Raw genomic sequence first — 20,345 nt, 5'->3', positions numbered from 1 at the left:
GCGGCATCCTGCGCCCATGCAGACGGAGCTGAGCAAGCAACTGGGAGTCGAGCACGCCGTCTTCGGCTTCACGCCGTTCCCCGCCGTCGCCGCGGCCATCAGCCGCGCCGGCGGCTTCGGCGTGCTCGGCGCGGTCCGCTACACCGCTCCCGAGGACCTCAAACGCGACCTCGACTGGATCGAGGCGCACGTCGAAGGACGGCCGTACGGACTCGACGTCGTCATGCCCGCCAAGAAGGTGGAGGCCCCGAGCGGTCAGGCACTGAGCGAGGCCGACGTCGAGGCGATGATCCCCGAGGGGCACCGGCAGTTCGTGCGGGACACCCTCGCCAAGTACGGCGTGCCCGAGCTGGCCGAGGGCGAGGCGTCCGGCTGGCGGATCACCGGCTGGATGGAACAGGTCGCCCGAAGCCAGCTCGACGTCGCCTTCGACTACCCCATCCGGCTGCTGGCCAACGCCCTCGGCTCCCCGCCCGCCGACATCGTCGCCCGCGCCCACGAGCGGGGCGTCCTGGTCGCCGCGCTCGCCGGCAGCGCCCGGCACGCCCGCAAGCACCAGGAGGCGGGCATCGACATCGTCGTGGCGCAGGGGTACGAGGCCGGCGGCCACACCGGTGAGATCGCCTCCATGGTGCTCACCCCGGAGGTCGTCGACGCCGTCGACCCGCTGCCGGTGCTCGCCGCCGGCGGCATCGGCAGCGGACGCCAGATCGCGGCCGCCCTCGCGCTCGGCGCCCAGGGCGTCTGGCTCGGCTCCCTCTGGCTGACCACCGCCGAGGCCGACCTGCATTCGTCCGCCCTCACCCGCAAACTCCTCGCGGCCGGCTCAGGCGACACCGTGCGCTCCCGTGCCCTCACCGGGAAACCCGCACGTCAGCTCCGTACCGAGTGGACCGACGCCTGGGACGCCCCGGACGGACCCGGCACCCTCCCCATGCCCCTCCAGGGCCTGCTGGTCGCCGAGGCCGTCTCGCGCATCCAGAAGTACGAGGTCGACCCGCTGCTCGGCACCCCCGTCGGCCAGATCGTCGGCCGGATGAACGACGTCCGCAGTGTCCGGGCCGTCTTCGACGACCTCACCCGAGGCTTCGAACAGGCCGTGGACCGCGTCCAGCGCATCGCCGGAAGGAGCGGCCAGTGACCAGCACACCCCCCACGGGCTTCTGGGCCCAGGCGACCGCCGACCCCGACCGCACGGTCCTCGTCGCCCCCGACGGGCAGGAGTGGACCGCGGGACGGCTGCACGCATCCGCCAACCGGCTGGTGCACGGTCTGCGCGCGGCCGGGATGGAGCGCGGCGACGCCTTCGCCGTCGTCCTGCCCAACTCGGCCGAGTTCTTCACCGCCTACCTCGCCGCCTCCCAGGCCGGCTTCTACCTCGTGCCCGTCAACCACCATCTCGTCGGGCCCGAGATCGCGTGGATCGTCTCCGACTCCGGCGCCAAGGTCCTCCTCGCGCACGAGCGCTACGGCGACCAGGCCGCCCGCGCCGCCGACGAGGCCGGCCTGCCCGCCACCCACCGGTACGCCGTCGGCGACGTCGGGGGATTCCGCCCGTACGCCGAACTCCTGGACGGGCAACCGGAGTCGGCCCCCGCCGACCGCACCCTCGGCTGGGTCATGAACTACACCTCCGGCACGACGGGGCGCCCGCGCGGCATCCGGCGCCCGCTGCCCGGCAAGCTCCCCGAGGAGTCCTACCTCGGCGGCTTCCTCGGCATCTTCGGCATCCGGCCGTTCGACGACAACGTCCACCTCGTCTGCTCGCCGCTCTACCACACGGCCGTCCTCCAGTTCGCGGGCGCGTCCCTGCACATCGGCCACCGGCTGGTCCTGATGGACAAGTGGACGCCCGAGGAGATGCTCCGGGTCGTCGACGGCCATCGCTGCACGCACACCCACATGGTCCCGACCCAGTTCCACCGCCTGCTGGCCCTCCCGGACACCGTCCGGGCCCGCTACGACGTCAGCTCCCTGCGCCACGCCATCCACGGCGCCGCGCCCTGCCCCGACCATGTGAAACGCGCCATGATCGAGTGGTGGGGCGACTGCGTGGAGGAGTACTACGCGGCCAGCGAGGGCGGCGGCGCCTTCGCCACGGCCGAGGACTGGCTGAAGAAGCCCGGCACGGTCGGCAAGGCCTGGCCCATCAGCGAACTGGCGGTCTTCGACGACGACGGCAACCGCCTCGCGCCGGGTGAACTCGGCACCGTCTACATGAAGATGACGACCGGCGGCTTCGCCTACCACAAGGACGAGGCCAAGACGAGGAAGGGCCGCATCGGCGACTTCTTCACCGTCGGCGACCTCGGCGTCCTCGACGAGGACGGCTATCTCTTCCTCCGCGACCGCAAGATCGACCTGATCATCTCGGGCGGCGTCAACATCTACCCGGCCGAGATCGAGTCCGCGCTCCTCGCCCACCCCGCCGTCGCCGACGCGGCCGCCTTCGGCATCCCGCACGACGACTGGGGCGAGGAGGTCAAGGCGGTCGTCGAACCGGCACCGGGCCACACCCCCGGCCCCGCCCTCGCCGAAGCACTCCTCGCCCACTGCGCGGAGCGCCTCGCCGGCTACAAGCGCCCCAGGAGTGTCGACTTCATCACCGAGATGCCCCGCGACCCGAACGGCAAGCTGTACAAGCGGCGGCTGCGGGAGCCGTACTGGGAGGGCCGCACCCGGCCGCTGTGACACCCGGGCACCCGGGCGACTTGACCTGCCCCGGCGGCCCGTCGAGGATCATGTGGCATGACGCCCGGACACGGCAGTACCGTCGACGGGGTGCTGCGGCGCAGTGCCCGCCGCACCCCGGCCCGCGTCGCGGTCGAGTACCGCGACCGCACCTGGACCTACGAGGAACTCGACGGGGCCGTCTCCCGTGCGGCGACCGTCCTGCTCGGCCAGGGCCTCGCACCCGGCGACCGGGTCGGCGCCTACGGCCACAACTCCGACGCCTACCTCGTCGCGTTCCTCGCCTGTGCCCGGGCCGGCCTGGTGCACGTCCCCGTCAACCAGAACCTCACCGGCGACGACCTCGCCTACCTCGTCGGCCAGTCCGGCAGCACACTCGTCCTGGCCGATCCCGACCTGGCGGACCGGCTCCCCGAGGGGGTACGGACGCTGCCCCTGCGCGACGCCGACGACTCGCTGCTCGCCCGGCTGCCCGGCAGCGAGCCGTACGACGGTCCCGAGCCGCGCGGCGAGGACCTGGTGCAGCTGCTGTACACCTCGGGGACGACGGCGCTGCCCAAGGGCGCGATGATGAGCCACCGGGCGCTGGTGCACGAGTACCTCAGCGCGATCGCCGCCCTCGACCTGAGCGCCGGCGACCGCCCCGCGCACTCGCTGCCGCTCTACCACTCGGCCCAGATGCACGTGTTCCTGCTGCCGTACCTGGCGGTCGGCGCCACGAACCTGATCCTCGACGCGCCCGACGGGGACCGGCTGTTCGACCTGATCGAGGAGGGCCGCGTCGACAGCCTCTTCGCCCCGCCCACCGTGTGGATCGGCCTCGCGGGCCGGCCCGACTTCCCCACCCGCGACCTGAGCGGGCTGCGCAAGGCGTACTACGGCGCCTCGATCATGCCGGTCCCCGTCCTGGAGCGGCTGCGCGAGCGCCTCCCGAAGCTGGGTTTCTACAACTGCTTCGGGCAGAGCGAGATCGGTCCCCTCGCCACCGTCCTCGCCCCCGACGAGCACAAGGGCCGTATGGACTCCTGCGGCCGCACGGTCCTCTTCGTGGACGCCCGGGTCGTGGACGAGGACGGCGCGGACGTCCCCGACGGCACCCCCGGTGAGATCGTCTACCGCTCCCCGCAGCTGTGCGAGGGCTACTGGGACAAGCCCGAGGAGACCGCCGAGGCCTTCCGCGACGGCTGGTTCCGCTCCGGCGACCTCGCCGTCCGTGACGCCCACGGCTACTTCACCATCGTCGACCGGGTCAAGGACGTCATCAACTCCGGCGGTGTGCTGGTCGCCTCACGGCAGGTCGAGGACGCCCTCTACAGCCACGAGGCCGTCGCCGAGGCCGCGGTGATCGGCCTGCCCGACGACAAGTGGATCGAGGTGATCACCGCGGTCGTCGTCCCGCGCACCGAGGTCACGCAGGAGGAACTCATCGCCCACGCACGGGAGAAGCTCACCTCCTTCAAGGCGCCGAAGCGGGTCGTCTTCGTGGACGAACTCCCGCGCAACGCCAGCGGAAAGATCCTGAAGCGGGAGCTGCGGGACAGGTTTGCCTGACCCGGCAGGGGGCGGGCGGATTTCCGTTGCGGGAGGGCGGCGCCGGCACCGAGGATCGGGGACATGCCGATCTTCACCGCACCCGACGGAACCCGGCTCGCCCACCACGTCCGGGGCGAGGGCGACCCGCTCGTCGTCCTGCCCGGCGGGCCGATGCGGGCCTCCCGCTACCTGGGCGACCTCGGCGGGCTCACCGCCCACCGCCGCCTCGTCCTGCTCGACCTGCGCGGCACCGGCGACTCCGCGGAGCCGGCCGACCCGGCCACCTACCGCTGCGACCGCCAGGTGGACGACGTCGAGGCGCTCCGCGTCCATCTGGGGCTGGAGCGGATGGACCTGCTCGCGCACTCGGCGGGCGGCAGCCTCGCGACGCTGTACGCGGCGCGGTACCCGCACCGGGTGGCCCGGCTCGCGCTGGTCACCGTCATCCCGTGGGTCCTGGGCGAGCGGGCCACCGCCGAGGACCGGCTGGCGGCGGCCCGGCTGCGCGCGGACGAGCCGTGGTTCGGGGCGGCGTTCCCCGCGCTGGAGGCGTGGCTGGCGGGCGAGGACGACCCCGACTGGGACCGGCTCGCCGCCTTCTTCTACGGCCGCTGGGACGCCACGGCCCGGGCGCACGACGCGGCCTCGGACGAGGAGTGCAACGACGAGGCGGGCGACCGCTTCCACGACCTGGCCGCCTTCGACCCGCCCGCCCTGCGCGCCGCTCTCGCGTCGGTGACCGCCCCGGTCCTCGTCCTCGCCGGCGAACTTGACGGCGGCCCCCGTCCCGCGCTGGCCCGGCACACCGCCGACGCCTTCCCGAACGCCCGGCTCGCCGTACAGCCCGGCGCCGGCCACTATCCGTGGCTGGACGACCCGGAGGGGTTCGCCGGGCGTATCGTCGCGTTCCTCGACGGTGCCGCGCCGGCCGGGTGAGTCCCGTGTCGTCAGTCGTCCGCCGCCACCGCCACCTCCCGTGCCCACCTGTAGTCCGCCTTGCCGCTCGGTGAGCGGCGGATGGCGTCGGCGACCACCAGCTGGCGCGGGATCTTGTAGCCGGCCAGGCGGGTGCGGCAGTGCGTCTGGATGTCCTGGAGGGAGGGCGCAGGCGCGCCCTTGCGCATCTGCACCACCGCCGCCACATGGTTGCCCCAGGTCGCGTCCGGCACCCCGGCCACCAGGGCGTCGTACACGTCCGGATGCGACTTCAGGGCCTGTTCGACCTCCTCGGGGTACACCTTCTCGCCCCCGGTGTTGATGCACTGCGAGCCCCGGCCGAGGACGACGACCACGCCCTCCTCGTCGACCGTGGCCATGTCGCCGAGCAGCACCCAGCGCTCGCCGTCCTTCTCGAAGAACGTCTCGGCCGTTTTCACCGGGTCGTTGTAGTACCCGAGCGGGACGTGGCCGTGCTGGGCGACCCGGCCGACCTCGCCCGGCGCGATCGGCTCGTACGTCGCCGGATCGACCACCCGGGTACGGGAGTTGACCTTGACCCGGAAGCCGCGGACGGGGCCCGAGTCGTCGGTCGCCGTGCCGTTGAAGCCGGACTCGGAGGACCCGAAGTTGTTCAGCAGCATCGCGTTCGGCAGCAGCGCCCGGAACTGGCCGCGGACCGTGTCCGACATGATCGCCCCGGACGAGGACACGCTGAACACCGAGGAGCAGTCGGTGCCCCGCATCGGGCCCTCCAGCGCGTCGATCAGCGGCCGCAGCATCGCGTCACCGACCAGGGAGATGGCGTTGACCTTCTCCTTCGCGATGGTCCGCAGCACCTCCTCGGGCGCGAACTTGCGGTGCAGCACGACCCGTTGGCCGAAGTTGAAGCCGATGAAGGCGGTGAGGGTGGAGGTGCCGTGCATCAGCGGCGGTGTGGGGAAGAAGGTGATCCCCGAGCCGCCGGCCGCGACCCGCTCGGCCAGCTCCTCCGGCTTCTTCACCGGCTCCCCGGTCGGCGCGCCGCCGCCCAGCCCGGAGAAGAACAGGTCCTCCTGGCGCCACATCACCCCCTTGGGCATCCCGGTCGTGCCGCCGGTGTAGATGATGAACTGGTCGTCGCCCGAGCGGGCGGGGAACCCGCGCTCCGGGGAGCCGCCGGCCTCGGCGTCCGTGAAGGCGGTGAATCCCTCGCCGGGCGCTCCCACCCGGATCAGGTGCCGCAGTGCCGGGGTCTGCGGCAGCGCAGCCGCCACCCGGTCCGTGAACTCGGCGTCGAAGACCAGCGCGACCAGGTCGGCGTCCCGGTAGAGGTAGACCAACTCCTCCTCGACGTACCGGTAGTTCACGTTGACCGGCACGATCCTGGCCTTCAGGCAGCCCAGCACGGTCTGGAGGTACTCCACGCCGTTGTAGAGGTGCAGGCCGAGGTGCTCGCCGGGACGGATCCCGCGGTCCAGCAGATGATGGCCGATGCGATTGGCCGCCGCGTCCAGCTGCGCGTAGGTCAGCCGGCGCTCCGCGCCCGTACCCGGGTGGTCGACGTACACGAGCGCCTCACGGTCCGCCGCCACGTCGACGACCGACTCGAACAGGTCGGCAAGGTTGTACTCCACCGCTCCTCCTGACCTCACGACGGCCTGGGTCCCCGAGGGATGCCGGTCATCAGAGCAAAGGGAGCGGCAAGTGGGAAGGGTTCGCGCGGCAGAAATCTGACTGACTGTCAGAGTTAGGTGCAGGGGAGCCCTCGGGAAATCCTCCCAACAAATCTGACTGACTGTCAGAAAACTCTTGAAGTGCCTCCGCACCTCCTGCAACCTGTTCTCGTTCTGGACGCGGAACGGAGACGGGAGACGGCGATGGGCGGGACGGAACACCTCACCGTGCAGCGCGAGGGCGCCACACTGGTGCTCACGCTCAACAGGCCCGAGGCGAAGAACGCGCTCTCGCTGGCGATGCTCGTCGGCCTGTACGACGGCTGGATCGAGGCCGACGCGGACGACTCGGTCCGCTCGATCGTGTTCACCGGCGCCGGCGGCACCTTCTGCGCCGGCATGGACCTCAAGGCCCTCGCCGGCCACGGCATGGAGGGCGAGCAGTACCGCGACCGGCTCAAGGCCGACCCCGATCTGCACTGGAAGGCGATGCTGCGCCACCACCGCCCCCGCAAGCCGGTGATCGCCGCCGTCGAGGGGTACTGCGTGGCCGGCGGCACCGAGATGCTCCAGGGCACCGACATCCGGGTCGCGGGCGAGTCCGCCACCTTCGGCCTGTTCGAGGTGAAGCGCGGCCTGTTCCCCATCGGCGGCTCCACGGTCCGCCTGCCCCGCCAGATCCCGCGCACCCACGCCCTTGAGATGCTCCTCACCGGCCGCCCCTACAGCGCCCGCGAGGCCGCGGACATCGGTCTCGTCGGGCATGTCGTCCCGGACGGCACCGCCCTGGAGAAGGCCCTGGAGATCGCCGAACGCGTCAACGCCTGCGGCCCGCTCGCCGTCGAGGCCGTCAAGGCGTCGGTCTACGAGACCGCCGAGATGACCGAGACCGACGGCCTCGCCGCCGAACTCACCCGCGGCTGGCCGGTCTTCGACACCGCCGACGCCAAGGAAGGCGCCCGCGCCTTCACGGAGAAGCGGCCGCCCGTCTACAAGCGCGCCTGAACCTCCCAAGGAGGCACCCCGATGCCCGAAGTCCTCAAGGCCCCCCTCGTCGTCGAGTTCCCCTTCACCCGCTCCCTCGGCCCCGTCCAGAGCGCCTTCCTCACCGGGCTGCGCGAGCGGGTCGTCCTCGGGGTGCGGACCACCGACGGCCGCACCCTCGTCCCGCCCGTCGAGTACGACCCCGTCACCGCCGACGAACTGCGCGACCTCGTCGAGGTCGCCCCCACCGGCACGGTCACCACCTGGGCCTGGAACCACGCCCCCCGCCGCGGCCAGCCCCTCGACACCCCCTTCGCCTGGGTCCTGGTCCGCCTCGACGGCGCCGACACCGCCCTCCTGCACGCCCTCGACGTCCCCGGTCCCGACGCCGTCCGCACCGGGGCACGGGTGCGCATCCGCTGGGCGGCCGAGCGCTCCGGCGCCATCACCGACATCGCCTGCTTCGAGCCGTACGACGGCGAACCCGTGCGACCCGGCGGCAGCACCGGCGAGTTCGCGGATCCGGTGACCGGCATCGTCGCCGCCGCCCGGCTCGACTACACCTACACCCCCGGCCGCGCCCAGACCGCCTACCTCGACGCCCTCGCCGAGCACCGGGCCGTCGGCGAACGCTGCCCCTCCTGCCGCAAGGTGTACGTCCCGCCCCGAGGCGCCTGCCCCACCTGCGGCGTCGCCACGACCGAACGGGTCGAGGTGGGCCCCGGCGGCACCGTCACCACCTTCTGCATCGTCAACATCAAGGCGAAGAACCTGGACATCGAAGTGCCGTACGTCTACGCCCACATCGCCCTCGACGGCGCCGACCTCGCGCTGCACGGACGCATCGGCGGCATCCCCTACGACCAGGTGCGGATGGGCCTGCGGGTCGAACCGGTGTGGACGCCCGGCGCCCGCCACCCCGACCACTACCGGCCCACCGGCGAACCCGACGCGGACTACGACACGTACAAGGAGCTGCTGTGACCCGGGAGATCGCCGTCGTCGCCTTCGCACAGACCGACACGCTGCGCACCACCGAGGAACACTCCGAGGTGGAGATGCTCATGCCGGTCCTGCACGCCGTGCTGGACCAGACCGGCCTGAAGACCGCCGACATCGGCTTCACCTGCTCCGGCTCCAGCGACTACCTGGCCGGCCGCGCCTTCTCCTTCACCCTCGCCCTCGACGGCGTCGGCGCCTGGCCGCCGATCTCCGAGTCGCACGTCGAGATGGACGGCGCCTGGGCCCTGTACGAGGCCTGGACCAAACTGCTCACCGGCGACGCGGACACCGCACTCGTCTACTCCTACGGCAAGTCCTCGCCCGGTTCGCTCCGTGACGTCCTGACCCGCCAGCTGGACCCGTACTACGTCGCCCCCCTGTGGCCCGACTCCGTCGCCCTCGCCGCCCTCCAGGCCCAGGCGCTCATCGACGCGGGCGACACCGACGAGCCCGCCCTCGCGGCGATCGCCGCCCGCTGCCGCGCCACCGACAACCCGCACGCCCAGCTCCGGGGCGAGGTCCCGCACGGCGACTACCGAGTACGGCCGCTGCGCACCGGCGACTGCCCGCCGATCGGCGACGGGGCCGCCGCCGTGATCCTCGCCGCCGGCGAACGCGCCCGCGAGCTGTGCCCGCGCCCCGCCTGGATCCGCGGCATCGACCACCGCATCGAGGCCCACTCGCTCGGCGTGCGCGACCTGACCGACTCGCCGTCCACCCGGCTGGCCGCCGAACGCGCCGGCGCCTTCGAACTCCCCCATGGCCTCAAGGGCATGGGAGGTACCCCCACCGTCGACACCGCCGAACTGCACGCCCCGTTCACCGCGCAGGAAGTCGTCCTGCGCAAGGCCCTGGGCCTCGGCGACGAGGTGCGCGTCAACCCCTCCGGCGGCGCGCTCGCCGCCAATCCGATGATGGCCGCGGGCCTCACCCGCATCGGCGAGGCCGCCGCCCGCATCCACCGGGGCGAGTCCGACCGCGCCCTCGCCCACGCCACCTCCGGCCCGTGCCTGCAACAGAACCTGGTCGCCGTACTCGAAGGGGATCCGCGATGAGCAAGGAACCGGTGGCCGTCGTCGGGATCGGCCAGACCAAGCACGTCGCGGCGCGCCGGGACGTGTCCGTCGCCGGACTGGTCCGCGAGGCGGCCTGCCGGGCCCTCGACGACGCCGAGCTGACCTGGGCCGACATCGACGCCGTCGTCATCGGCAAGGCGCCCGACTTCTTCGAGGGCGTGATGATGCCCGAGCTGTACCTCGCCGACGCGCTCGGCGCCGTCGGCAAACCGATGCTCCGGGTGCACACGGCGGGCAGCGTCGGCGGCTCCACCGCGCTGGTCGCGGCCGGCCTGGTCGCCGCCCGGGTGCACGGCACGGTGCTCACCCTGGCCTTCGAGAAGCAGTCCGAGTCCAACGCCATGTGGGGACTCTCCCTGCCGATCCCCTTCCAGCAGCCCCTGCTGGCCGGCGCGGGCGGCTTCTTCGCCCCGCACGTGCGCGCCTACATGCGGCGCAGCGGCGCACCCGACACCGTCGGCTCGCTGGTGGCGTACAAGGACCGCCGCAACGCGCTCAAGAACCCCTACGCCCACCTCCACGAACACGACATCACCCTGGAGAAGGTCCAGGCCTCGCCGATGCTGTGGGACCCGATCCGCTACTCGGAGACCTGCCCCTCCTCCGACGGCGCCTGCGCCATGATCCTCACCGACCGCGCGGGCGCGGCCCGCGCGCCCCGCCCGCCGGCCTGGATGCTCGGCGGCGCGATGCGCAGCGAACCGACGCTCTTCGCGGGCAAGGACGCGGTGTCCCCGCAGGCCGGCCGGGACTGCGCGGCCGACGTCTACCGGCAGGCCGGCATCGCCGACCCGCGCCGTGAGATCGACGCCGTCGAGATGTACGTCCCGTTCTCCTGGTACGAGCCCATGTGGCTGGAGAACCTCGGCTTCGCCGACGAGGGCGAGGGCTGGAAGCTCACCGAGTCCGGCGTGACCGAGCTGGACGGCGACCTGCCCGTCAACATGTCGGGCGGTGTCCTGTCCACCAACCCCATCGGCGCCTCCGGCATGATCCGCTTCGCCGAGGCCGCGCTCCAGGCACGCGGCCAGGCGGGGGAACACCAGGTGGAACGGGCCGGGAAGGTCCTCGGGCACGCCTACGGCGGCGGCTCGCAGTTCTTCTCCATGTGGCTCGTGGGAGCGCGGCCACCCGAGTCCTGAAAGGTCCTTCTCGTGTGCTCTGTCGGCACCCGTGAGCGATCGCTAGGCTGGCCCGCGGACGACGAACCGGGAGGAGCACGGACGTGGCCGAGAGCACCATCCAGCAGCAGCCGCTCACGGGCTGGGACAAGCCGGAGCTGGACCTCAGCAACGCCGAGTGGCAGTCCAGCAGCCAGGGACGGGGGGATGTCCAGATCGCCTTCGTCGAGGGATTCATCGCGATGCGCAACAGCGGCAGCCCCGAGAGTCCCTCCCTGATCTTCACCCCCGCGGAGTGGGGCGCGTTCGTTTCGGGCGCGCGGGAGGGGGAGTTCGACCTGACCTGAGACCGTCGGGGCTCATTTTCCGGACACGCGACCGCGTACGCCCTCCCGGGGGCCCGCCTGGGCAAGGCTGGCCCCCGTAGGACACTGGTCGTATCCCGGAGGTGAGGACCATGAGCACCCTGCCGGTCGTCGTGGCCGTAGACGGTTCCGAGAACAGCTGGCGCGCCCTCGACTGGGCCCAGGACGCCGCCCGGCGGCGCGGCGCCCCGCTGCGCGTGGCCCATGTGCGCCACCACTTCGCCTGGACCCAGCCCGGTGCCCCCGTCGTCGTCCCGCCGCCGCCCGACGACGACCCGGTGCTCGCCGACGCCGGCGCCCGCCTCGCGGCGGCCGGGGACGGGCCGCGGACCGAGTACGTGGGCCTCGACGGCGCGCTGCTGCCCGAACTGGGTTCCGACGCACAACTGTTGGTGCTCGGCTCGCGGGGCCGCGGCGGCTTCGCCAGCCTGCTGCTCGGCTCCAACGGACTGTCCGCGGCCCGGGACGCCGAGTGCCCGGTCGTCGTGGTGCCCCCGCCCGGCCGCGAGGTCGACGACGTGCTGCCGGCCGAGCCCGGACCCCGGGTGGCCGTGGGCCTCAAGGTCGACGCCCCCGACGACGCCACCCTCGGGTTCGCCTTCGCCGAGGCGGCCGTGCGCGGCGCCCGCGTCCAGGTGGTCGCCGCCTACCCGTGGCCGATCCAGAGCTGGGTCGCCCCCGGTGACCTGGCCCTGCCGGTCTACGACCAGGACGCCATCGAGCACGAGACCCGCACCCTCGTCGACGGCTTCCTCGCCCCGCACCGCGCACGCCACCCCGAGGTCGAGGTGGAGCCCCGCCCGGCTCCCGGCGACGCCGCCGGCCTGCTCGTCGCCGCCTCGAAGGACGCCGCCCTGGTCGTCGTCGGCCGGCACCGCCGCCGCCTGCTGACCCCCGCCCGTATGCTCGGCTCGGTCACCCACGCGGTCCTGCTGCACGCGGCGAGTCCGGTCGCGGTGGTCCCCCCGGCCCCGGCCGAGGAGTGAACCGCCGCGGCACGGACCGGCGCCGGGGGCGGGCGGTGCGCGACGGCACCCCGCCCCGGCGTTCCGGCCGCACCCCTTCGGCACGGCCGGGTTCCCCCGTGGGCGGCCCGGCGAACCGCCCGCCGGCGAACAGCCGATCGGTGGAGCCCCACCCCTGGGCACGCTCCCGCGAAAGGCCCCGCCACCACCGGTGATGACGGGTGGCCCGCACGACGCCGACCCCTGTCGTGCACGTACCATGGCGGCATGTCGTTCCTCCGCCGCCGCAGCGCCACCCCCGCCGGCCCCGACTTCGACGTACTGGCCATGGATCCGGGCGACTGGCCCGGCAATCTCGGCGCCGGGCTGCTGCCCGCCCCCGACGGCACCTGCCAGGGCGTCTTCCTGCGCTACGACCTGTTCGGCGGCCGTGGCCCCGCGATGATCATCGGCAATCTCCCCGAGGGCTCCCCGGCCCGCGAGGTCGCCGAGGGAGAGGTCCCCTTCGAGGTGGCCCAGCTGCTCCTCGCACTGGAGAACGACGAGGAGGTCACGGTCGTCGGCGTCGAGGACATGCCCGTCATGCAGGGCGACAACCTGCTGATCGTGCGCCGGCTGAAGCTCTCCGAGGGCCGGATCTCCTGTGTCCAGTTCGACCGCAGCGACAACGTCCTGGTGACGATCGCCGCCTGGGACCGCCCCATCACCGACGACCTGTACGCCCTGCTGAAGCCGCTCCCTGCGGAGCTGTTCCAGCAGGGCTGAGGCCGGCCGGTCAGCCGGCCGGGACCACCTGCGCGTCGGCGGCCCGGACGAACGCCACCCGGTGGCCGTACTGGATCTCGTAGTACAGGTCCTTGCCGACCACGACCCGGTGCGAGCCGGTGCCGTAGGTGACCGCGTAGTAGTACTCGCCCGGGACCTTGCCGCCGGCCACGTACCGCTGCCCCTTCGGCAGGGTGTACGACAGCGGCGAGACGGCCTGGGCCGGTACCCCGGACGGGTAGGCCGAGGACTCCGGATAGGCGCGCCCGTACACCGGGACACTGGCCACGCCCGCCTTCGGGGTGATCAGCACACCGGTCGAGGGCACCGCCGTCGGCTGCGCGGCCGGGTTCCTGAACCAGGCCTTCTGCCCGAGGTACCAGATCGCCGTCCAGTCGCCCCAGGTACCGGCGACCGCGTACTGCTGGCCGGTGGAGACGCGCGAGGAGATGTCGTTGACGCCGGTCGTCGGCGCGGTGCCCCGGCCGACATCCTTGATCAGGGCGGACTTCTCGTCGTGGTCCGCGTACAGCCGCACCTCGCTCGAACCGTGCGCGGCGCACGGCTGCCCCTTGGTGACGCAGTCCGTGTACAGCGGGCGGTTGGCGGTGTAGTCCGGCCGGATCGTCACCAGACCGGTGCTCTTGCCGGCCGCGGCGTCGAACGGCTTGCCGAGCAGCTCGAAGTAGTGCCGCCAGTCCCAGTACGGGCCCGGGTCGGTGTGCATCCCCGGGACGGCCGCCGTGGTTCCGCCGGGCACGTTGTCGTGGCCCAGGATGTGCTGCCGGTCCAGCGGGATGCCGTGCCGCTCCGCCAGGTACGCCACCAGCCGGGCCGACGACCGGTACATCGCCTCCGTGTACCAGGAGTCGGGCTGGGCGAGGAAACCCTCGTGCTCCAGGCCGATCGACTCCGCGTTGACGTACCAGTTGCCCGAGTGCCAGGCCACGTCCTTCGCCTTCACATGCTGCGCGACATGGCCGTCGGTGGAGCGCAGGGAGTAGTTCCAGGAGACGTAGGTGGGGTCCTGGACCAGATTGAGGACGCCCGCCCAGCCGCCCTCGGTGTCGTGGACGACGATGTACCTGATCGCCTGGGACACCGGGCGGTCGCCCACGTCGTGGTTGCCGTAGTCGCCCTCGCCGAACTCCTCGTACGGCGCCGGGATCCACTCGCAGGCCACGGTCGTGGGGCACTCGGTGCCCGCGGCGGACGTCCGGCGCAGGCCCGTGCGGCTCAGCTGCGCGGTGTCCGGGGCGACGGAGGGCCGCGCGGCCAGCGCCATCACCTGCCCGGTGTCCGTGGTGCGCCGCTCGCCGGTGCGCAGCACGTCGTACACGTCGTCGGCGTACCGGGCGGCCGTCGCGGTGTCGTCCGCGCCGGAGAAACGGGCCACCGCGCCGTACCACCGGGCCGGGTCGGGGTCGGCCGGCTCACCCAGCTCCCGCTGGGCGGCGGCGAGCAGGGCGGCGCCGCCGCGCACATTGGCCGCGGGGTCCGTGCGCAGTTCCTCCGGGCTCAGACCGGTCAGCTCGGCCGCCTTCGGGAGCGTCTTCAGCCGGTCCGGCACCGCCTCGGCGGCCGGGAGCCTCGGCTCGGGGCGCAGCGGGGCGCGGGCGGTGTCGCCGCGGGGGTCCTCGGTGCCCTCGCCGTGGTGCGGGACCGTGCCGAGGGCGGCGCGGGCGTCGGTGAGATGCATCGGGCCGTAGCCGCCGGTCACACTCGGCGCTCCACCGTGTCCGTCCCAGCGGGACTGGAGATAGGAGACGGCCAGCAGCACGCTCTGCGGCACGTGGTACTCGGCGGCCGCGGCGGCGAAGGCCTGCTGGAGTCCCGGCGCCGGGGGCCGGCCGTCCGAGGTCCGGGCGGGCGAGGGCGCCGCGCCGAGCAGCGGCAGCAGCAGAGCCGCCGACGCCACGGCGCCTGCGGCTCTACGGGGGGCACGGCGAGGGGATCTGCGGGGCCCGGGGTGAGTGACGGGTTTTCGCAACGCGGCCTCCTGAGGCGGGCGGGGCGGGGGCGTGCGGGGCCGTACGTCGTGCGCTGTGCACACCTCGTCCCGGCTTGCCGACGACCCGTCAATCATGCCCACAAACAGGAGATTTCCCTTGTCAAGACACTGTTCTCGGTCATACGAAGGTCCGCGGTGCGCCGCCGTTCGGGCGCACCGCGGACCTTCGCCCCCTCAGCGAGTGCCGACCGCCGCGCGCACGGCCCGGCGGGCCAGCTGGCAGTCGTCGTGCAGCCGCCGCAGCAGCAGCCGCTGTTCCTCGCCGGACGGCGCGGCACCCGGGTGGGCCGGTCCCGGGGCCGTCGGGGTCGTGTCGTGCATCGAACGCTGCACGGCCGTCTCGTAGGTACGGATCTCCCGGGTCAGCACCAGCATCAGGTTCACCAGGAAGGCGTCCCGGGACGCCGGTCCCGCCGACTGGGCGAGCTGGCTGATCTGACGGCGCGCCACCGGTGCGTCCCCCAGCACCGACCACAGCGTCGCCAGGTCGTAGCCCGGCAGGTACCAGCCCGCGTGCTCCCAGTCCACCAGCACTGGACCGGCCGGTGACAGAAGGATGTTCGACAGGAGGGCGTCGCCGTGGCAGAACTGGCCCATGCCCTGCCGGCCCGCGGAGGTCGCGATGCCGTGCAGCAGCTTCTGCAGGTCGCCCATGTCCCGGTCGGTGAGCAGACCCAGCTCGTGGTAGCGGGAGATCCGCGCCGGGTAGTCCAGCGGGGCGTCGAACGAGCCGGCCGGCGGCCGCCAGGCGTTCAGCCGGCAGACCGCGCCCAGCGCCGCCCTGATGTCGGCGCGCGGCGGGGCCTCGGCCGGGTGCCGCTGGAGCGCCGCCACCCGGCCCGGCATCCGCTCGATGACCAGGGTGCAGTTGTCCGGGTCCGCCGCGATCAGTCTCGGCGCGCGCACCGGGGGGCGCTGCCGGACGAACGTGCGGTATGCGGCTATCTCGTGCCTGATCCGCTCGGCCCACACGGGGGAGTGGTCGAGTAAACACTTCGCGACCGCCGTACTGCGACCGGTCGTGCCGACCAGGAGGACGGACCGGCCGCTGCGGCGCAGCACCTGGACCGGGGCGAACTCCGGGCAGATCCGGTGCACCGAGGCGATCGCCGTGCGCAGTTGGGCGCCCTGGGGGCCGGACAGGTCGAGCCGCCCGCTGAGCGGCTGCGTGCCGAACCCCGGGGGGCGGCGGACACCGCCCGCGCCGAGCACGGGGGCCGCCGGTCGCGCCGGGGCGAGGTAGGGGCCGCCGCCGCCCGGGCGGGGGTGCAGCGACCGGGGCGGGGCGGACACGGAGGACGATGCTGCGTACATGGGCGAAACAGATCCCTTCGTGTGCCGGACGTCAAAACGCTGCCCCGACCGGTCCACCCGGGTGCACCCTGGGGAATGTCCCTCGGCGACCGGGTCGGGGTGGCGCTTTCCTACCTGACACCCGATGCCCAGTGGCACACCATCTGGCGGACCCTGGCGAACCCTGGCGAATAGTCGCCCGGCACCTTCCCCCGGGCTACTGTCAACTCAGCCGAGAACCTGGGGGCTTGACGTGAGCGGACAACCCAACACCCGCCTGGCGGACCTGTTCGGCCTGGCCGGCTGGTCCAAGGGTGAACTCGCGAGGCTGGTCAACCGGCAGGCGGCGGCCATGGGCCACCCCCAGCTGTCGACCGACACCTCCCGGGTGCGGCGGTGGATCGACATGGGAGAGATCCCGCGCGATCCGGTGCCGCGGGTGCTGGCGGCTCTGTTCACCGAGCGTCTCGGCCGTGTCGTGACCATCGAAGACCTCGGTCTGGTCCGGCACGGGCGTACGGGGAAACGGCCGGGCGGCGGGAGTGTCGATCATCCCGACGGCGTGCCGTGGGCGCCCGAACGGACTGCCGCGGTCCTCACCGAATTCACGGGAATGGACCTCATGCTCAACCGACGCGGCTTGGTGGGCGCGGGTGCCGCGCTCGCCGCGGGATCAGCACTCAGCAGCGCCATGCACGACTGGCTGCACACCGACCCCACCCTTTCCGCCGACGCTCCCGTCATCGACCACCCCCTCCTGCGCCATGCCGACCCCGCTGGGTTCGACCGCTACGAGGCCGCCCCCATCGGAGCGGAGGAGATCGAGGAACTGGAGCGCTCGGTCGAGGTGTTCCGAGCCTGGGACGCGGCCCGCGGGGGCGGGCTGCAACGCAAGGCCGTCGTGGGACAGCTCAACGAGGTGGGCGGCATGCTCGCCTACCACCACCCCACCCATCTCCAGCGGCGCCTGTGGGGCGTCGCCGCCAACCTCGCCGTCCTCGCGGGCTGGATGTCGCACGACGTCGGCCTGGAGCCCACGGCCCAGAAGTACTTCGTCATCGCCGCCCACGCGGCCCGGGAGGGCGGTGACCGGCCGCGGGCCGGCGAGGCGCTCTCCCGGGCGGCCCGCCAGATGGTCCACCTGGGCCGGCCCGACGAGGCCCTCGACCTGATGAAACTCGCCCAGTCCGGAGCGGGCGACAACGTGTTGCCGCGCACCCGGGCGATGTTCCACACCATCGAGGCCTGGGCGCAGGCCTCCATGGGCAAGGGGCAGGCCATGCGCCGCACCCTCGGCCGGGCGGAGGACCTCTTCGTCTCCGAGAAGGGCGACCTGGAACCGCCGCCCTGGATGCAGACCTTCAAGGACGAGGATCTGTACGGGATGCAGGCGCTGGCGTACCGCACGCTGGCCGAGTTCGAGCCCCAGGCGGCCTCGCACGCCCAGTACTACGCGGAGAAGGCCCTGGCGCTGCGCGTCGACGGGCGGGAGCGGTCGAAGATCTTCGACCATCTCTCCATGGCCTCGGCCTGCTTCATCGCGGACGACCCCGAACAGGCGGACCGGTACGCCCGGTTGGCTCTGGTGTCGATGGGCTCGAACTCCTCCCGTCGTACCTGGGACCGGCTGCGCGAGATGTACCGGCTGACCGCGGAGTACGCCAACTACCAGAGCATCAGCGAGCTGCGCGAGCAGATCGTGCTGGCGCTGCCGAAGGCGAAGGGAGGCAGGGGCAGCACCCAGGTGTAGGCGGGACGAGGCGGCGAGCCGACCGCCGACGAGCTACGGAGTCACCCGGGCGACGAGCACGCAGGCGTCGTCCTCGCGCTCGCTCGTACCGCACTCCGTCACGATCATCCGTACGCAGTCCTGTGCGGTGCGTGCCTCGCGCAGGCGGGGGGCGAGGTCGAGGAGCCGGTCCGGTGCGCCCGCGCGCCCCAGTGCGGCGGTGTGCAGCAGCACCAGGTCGCCCGCTTCCAGGGTCACCTCGGCCTGTCCGTAGACGGCGCCCGAGGTGGCGCCGAGGAGAACGCCGTCGGGGGTCTCCAGTCGACGCCCCGTCCCGTCGCGGTACAGCAGCGGGGCGGGGTGTCCGGCCTGCGCCCAGGTCAGGGTGCGGGTGTCGGACCGGTAACGGCAGCAGACGGCACCGGCCAGGGCCGGCTGGACGGTGGCGTCCAGTAAGTGGTTCAGCCAGGTCATGAGCTGGGCCGGCGCGGTGCCCGCCATCGCCATGCCGCGCAGGGCGCCCAGCATCATCGCCATGCTCGAGGTGACGGCCGGGCCGTGCCCGGTGAGGTCGCCGACGCTCAGCAGTGTCTGGCCGTCGGGGAGTTCGAGCGCGTCGTACCAGTCGGCGCCGATCAGGGAACCCGTGGAGGCGGGCAGGTACTGCGCGGCGAGGTCGAGCGAGCGGGGGCCCTGGCGCGGGAGCCGCAGGGAACCGCGCCAGGGCGGCATGACGGCCTCCTGGAGCTCGACGGCCAGCCGGTGTTCGCTCTGTGCGCGCTGCCGGTGGCGGTCCAGCGAGTCATGGGTCTCGCGCACCTCCCGCCGGCGGCTGCGCAGTTCGCTGACGTCGCGGAGCACGGCCCACATGGTGGCGGTGCCGCCGTCGGCGTCGAGTACCGGCTCGCCCATCATGTGCACGGTGCGCACCTCGCGGTCCGGGCGGACGACGCGGAACTCGCCGTCGATGGGCCGGGCGTCGACGAGGCAGGCCGTGACCATGGCCGTCAGCTTCGGCCGGTCCTCCTCGTGCACCAGGGACGGCAGTTCGTCGAGGGTGAGCGCGGGAGTGGCCGGGTCGCGGCCGAGGATCCGGTGGAGTTCCTCGGACCACACGGCGTCGTCCGTCAGCAGGTTCCACTCCGCGCTGCCGACCCGGCTGAGCAGCGAGCCGCGCCGGGAGGCGGCCGGCAGGGCGGCGCTCACCTCCGGGGCCGGCGCCGGGCCGTCCCGCAGCTGTGCCAAGTGCGCGTCGAGGTCGTTGAGTTGGTGCAGCGCCAGGTCGTAGAGCGCGCGCTGCCAGCGCCCCTGCGGGTCGGCCGCGTCCCTGGGTGCGTCCCGTCGTACGGCGTCCACGTCTCCCCGAAGCCGTCGCGTCTGCGTGATCAGCGCGTCGACCGAGCCGCGTCCCGGCGGCTGGGCGGCGGGGTGGTCCGCAGAGAGAGGGGACGACATGACGCGACTCCGATGCGGGAACGGTCCGACGAAGGGGACGGAAGGGCCGTTACGACTGTTGCACAGCCCGCGACGCCGTGTAAGGGATTTGGCAACACACGATTCGGTGGTGCTTCTGGCATATGCCACAGTCTTCAAGGCGTGGCCGGGGGGTGCCTGAAGGCCACCCGGTGGGGGCGTCAAGTCGTAGGTGACGTACGTGACTTGAGGGACTCGTGAGGGGTACGGAAGGACTGTCCGCCGGGTGTTCGACGGCCGTGTGTTCCCCTCAAGGGAAATCGTGACGCAGGTCACATATTTTGTGCCCGGTTCCGCGTAATGCGAAGGGCCCCCACGGGGTCGTACATGCATGGACATCACCCTCGAACAGCCCGTCCGCGCCTGCCTGATCACCGGGGAGGACCAGGAGCTGCCGGTCGCCGCGACGCTCCGCTACGCCTCCACCGAGCCCTTCGCCGTGCACCTCGACTTCCCGCCGGAAATCGCCCTCGCCGGCGAGGGCGTCACCTGGACCTTCGCCCGCGGCCTGCTGGAGGAGGGGCTGCGTGGGCCGGCCGGGAGCGGGGACGTGCACATCTGGCCGTGCGGCCGGTCCCGGACGGTGGTGGAGTTCCACTCACCGCTCGGGATGGCCCTGCTCCAGTTCGACACGCCCGCGCTCAACCGTTTCCTGCTGCGCAGCTATGCCGTGGTCGCGGCGGGCCAGGAGGACGTCGGTGCCGCTGTCGACCGGGGCCTTCAGGCCCTGCTCGGCAATGTCTGAC

The 20,345-nt window shown here is 72.8% G+C and carries 17 protein-coding genes; 13 read left to right on the top strand and 4 right to left on the bottom strand.

All coding sequences use genetic code 11. The annotated features are described in order from the left end of the window. Positions 1–16: 16 nt before the first annotated feature. From IE275_RS15080 to IE275_RS15065, 4 genes are all read left to right on the top strand, one after another. Positions 17–1,141 (top strand): NAD(P)H-dependent flavin oxidoreductase, encoded by a 1,125-nt coding sequence (locus IE275_RS15080; RefSeq protein WP_189711776.1) that lies wholly within the window; start codon positions 17–19, stop codon positions 1,139–1,141. Then, the gene (locus tag IE275_RS15075; protein ID WP_189711775.1) at positions 1,138–2,691 is read left to right on the top strand and encodes an acyl-CoA synthetase; all 1,554 of its coding nucleotides are present in this window, start codon (positions 1,138–1,140) and stop codon (positions 2,689–2,691) included. Before IE275_RS15080 ends, IE275_RS15075 begins: the two co-directional genes overlap by 4 nt. 57 nt (positions 2,692–2,748) lie before the next feature. Further along, positions 2,749–4,242, top strand: a complete 1,494-nt coding sequence (locus IE275_RS15070; protein ID WP_189711774.1) for an acyl-CoA synthetase — start codon at positions 2,749–2,751, stop codon at positions 4,240–4,242. A 63-nt stretch (positions 4,243–4,305) separates the two neighbouring features. Then, entirely contained in the window at positions 4,306–5,160 is an 855-nt protein-coding gene (locus IE275_RS15065; protein WP_189711773.1) for an alpha/beta fold hydrolase, read from the top strand. Positions 5,161–5,171: 11 nt separating this feature from the next. Here IE275_RS15065 and IE275_RS15060 read toward each other — a convergent pair whose 3' ends face one another. Beyond that, positions 5,172–6,776 carry an acyl-CoA synthetase gene (locus IE275_RS15060; protein ID WP_189711772.1) on the bottom strand — a complete coding sequence of 535 codons (1,605 nt, stop codon included), beginning with the start codon at positions 6,774–6,776 and terminating at the stop codon, positions 5,172–5,174. 243 nt (positions 6,777–7,019) lie between these two features. Between IE275_RS15060 and IE275_RS15055 the strand changes: the two genes are divergently transcribed. The 7 genes from IE275_RS15055 to IE275_RS15025 all read left to right on the top strand — a co-directional run bounded on the left by IE275_RS15055 (position 7,020) and on the right by IE275_RS15025 (position 13,093). Next, entirely contained in the window at positions 7,020–7,820 is an 801-nt protein-coding gene (locus IE275_RS15055) for a crotonase/enoyl-CoA hydratase family protein (protein ID WP_189711771.1), read from the top strand. Positions 7,821–7,841: 21 nt separating this feature from the next. Next, entirely contained in the window at positions 7,842–8,783 is a 942-nt protein-coding gene (locus tag IE275_RS15050; protein WP_189711770.1) for a Zn-ribbon domain-containing OB-fold protein, read from the top strand. Beyond that, entirely contained in the window at positions 8,780–9,856 is a 1,077-nt protein-coding gene (locus tag IE275_RS15045) for a thiolase family protein (RefSeq protein WP_189711769.1), read from the top strand. The genes IE275_RS15050 and IE275_RS15045 overlap by 4 nt, the downstream gene beginning before the upstream one ends. Further along, positions 9,853–11,019, top strand: a complete 1,167-nt coding sequence (locus tag IE275_RS15040; RefSeq protein WP_189711768.1) for a thiolase family protein — start codon at positions 9,853–9,855, stop codon at positions 11,017–11,019. Before IE275_RS15045 ends, IE275_RS15040 begins: the two co-directional genes overlap by 4 nt. An 83-nt stretch (positions 11,020–11,102) precedes the next feature. Then, entirely contained in the window at positions 11,103–11,345 is a 243-nt protein-coding gene (locus tag IE275_RS15035; protein ID WP_189711767.1) for a DUF397 domain-containing protein, read from the top strand. A gap of 110 nt (positions 11,346–11,455) precedes the next feature. Next, positions 11,456–12,349: a universal stress protein gene (locus IE275_RS15030; protein WP_189711766.1), complete on the top strand. Its 894-nt coding sequence runs from the start codon at positions 11,456–11,458 to the stop codon at positions 12,347–12,349. Between the two features lie 246 nt (positions 12,350–12,595). Further along, entirely contained in the window at positions 12,596–13,093 is a 498-nt protein-coding gene (locus tag IE275_RS15025; RefSeq protein WP_189711765.1) for a glycosyltransferase family protein, read from the top strand. A 10-nt stretch (positions 13,094–13,103) separates the two neighbouring features. Here the strand turns inward: IE275_RS15025 and IE275_RS15020 are convergent, their stop codons facing one another. Both IE275_RS15020 and IE275_RS15015 read right to left on the bottom strand, forming a co-directional pair. Beyond that, positions 13,104–15,011, bottom strand: coding sequence for an N-acetylmuramoyl-L-alanine amidase (locus IE275_RS15020; RefSeq protein WP_229870244.1), 1,908 nt, complete (start codon positions 15,009–15,011; stop codon positions 13,104–13,106). Between the two features lie 267 nt (positions 15,012–15,278). Continuing rightward, positions 15,279–16,418, bottom strand: coding sequence for an aminoglycoside phosphotransferase family protein (locus IE275_RS15015; RefSeq protein WP_189711763.1), 1,140 nt, complete (start codon positions 16,416–16,418; stop codon positions 15,279–15,281). Between the two features lie 232 nt (positions 16,419–16,650). Between IE275_RS15015 and IE275_RS15010 the strand changes: the two genes are divergently transcribed. Then, positions 16,651–18,147 (top strand): DNA-binding protein NsdB, encoded by a 1,497-nt coding sequence (locus IE275_RS15010; protein ID WP_189711762.1) that lies wholly within the window; start codon positions 16,651–16,653, stop codon positions 18,145–18,147. 33 nt (positions 18,148–18,180) lie between these two features. On the opposite strand, the gene IE275_RS15005 is transcribed toward IE275_RS15010, so the two are convergent. Then, complete coding sequence (locus tag IE275_RS15005) at positions 18,181–19,581, bottom strand: PP2C family protein-serine/threonine phosphatase (RefSeq protein ID WP_189711761.1); 1,401 nt, start codon at positions 19,579–19,581, stop codon at positions 18,181–18,183. A gap of 349 nt (positions 19,582–19,930) precedes the next feature. On the opposite strand from IE275_RS15005, the gene IE275_RS15000 reads away from it, so the two are divergent. Further along, the gene (locus tag IE275_RS15000; protein WP_189711760.1) at positions 19,931–20,344 is read left to right on the top strand and encodes an SsgA family sporulation/cell division regulator; all 414 of its coding nucleotides are present in this window, start codon (positions 19,931–19,933) and stop codon (positions 20,342–20,344) included. Position 20,345 lies beyond the last annotated feature (1 nt).

Source organism: Streptomyces phaeofaciens (assembly GCF_014648915.1).
GTDB classification, from domain to species: domain Bacteria; phylum Actinomycetota; class Actinomycetes; order Streptomycetales; family Streptomycetaceae; genus Streptomyces; species Streptomyces phaeofaciens.
The sequence above is the reverse complement of the archived record's forward strand: the minus strand, read 5'-3'. Positions and strand labels throughout refer to the sequence as shown.

Bases quoted from the DNA above. Each gene is read 5' to 3' on its own strand.
- IE275_RS15065 (WP_189711773.1), top strand. From the start codon at position 4,306: ATGCCGATCTTCACCGCACCCGACGGAACCCGGCTCGCCCACCACGTC.
- IE275_RS15050 (WP_189711770.1), top strand. From the start codon at position 7,842: ATGCCCGAAGTCCTCAAGGCCCCCCTCGTCGTCGAGTTCCCCTTCACC.
- IE275_RS15025 (WP_189711765.1), top strand. From the start codon at position 12,596: ATGTCGTTCCTCCGCCGCCGCAGCGCCACCCCCGCCGGCCCCGACTTC.
- IE275_RS15080 (WP_189711776.1), top strand. From the start codon at position 17: ATGCAGACGGAGCTGAGCAAGCAACTGGGAGTCGAGCACGCCGTCTTC.
- IE275_RS15030 (WP_189711766.1), top strand. From the start codon at position 11,456: ATGAGCACCCTGCCGGTCGTCGTGGCCGTAGACGGTTCCGAGAACAGC.
- IE275_RS15015 (WP_189711763.1), bottom strand. From the start codon at position 16,418: ATGTACGCAGCATCGTCCTCCGTGTCCGCCCCGCCCCGGTCGCTGCAC.
- IE275_RS15005 (WP_189711761.1), bottom strand. From the start codon at position 19,581: ATGTCGTCCCCTCTCTCTGCGGACCACCCCGCCGCCCAGCCGCCGGGA.
- IE275_RS15055 (WP_189711771.1), top strand. From the start codon at position 7,020: ATGGGCGGGACGGAACACCTCACCGTGCAGCGCGAGGGCGCCACACTG.
- IE275_RS15040 (WP_189711768.1), top strand. From the start codon at position 9,853: ATGAGCAAGGAACCGGTGGCCGTCGTCGGGATCGGCCAGACCAAGCAC.
- IE275_RS15000 (WP_189711760.1), top strand. From the start codon at position 19,931: ATGGACATCACCCTCGAACAGCCCGTCCGCGCCTGCCTGATCACCGGG.
- IE275_RS15070 (WP_189711774.1), top strand. From the start codon at position 2,749: ATGACGCCCGGACACGGCAGTACCGTCGACGGGGTGCTGCGGCGCAGT.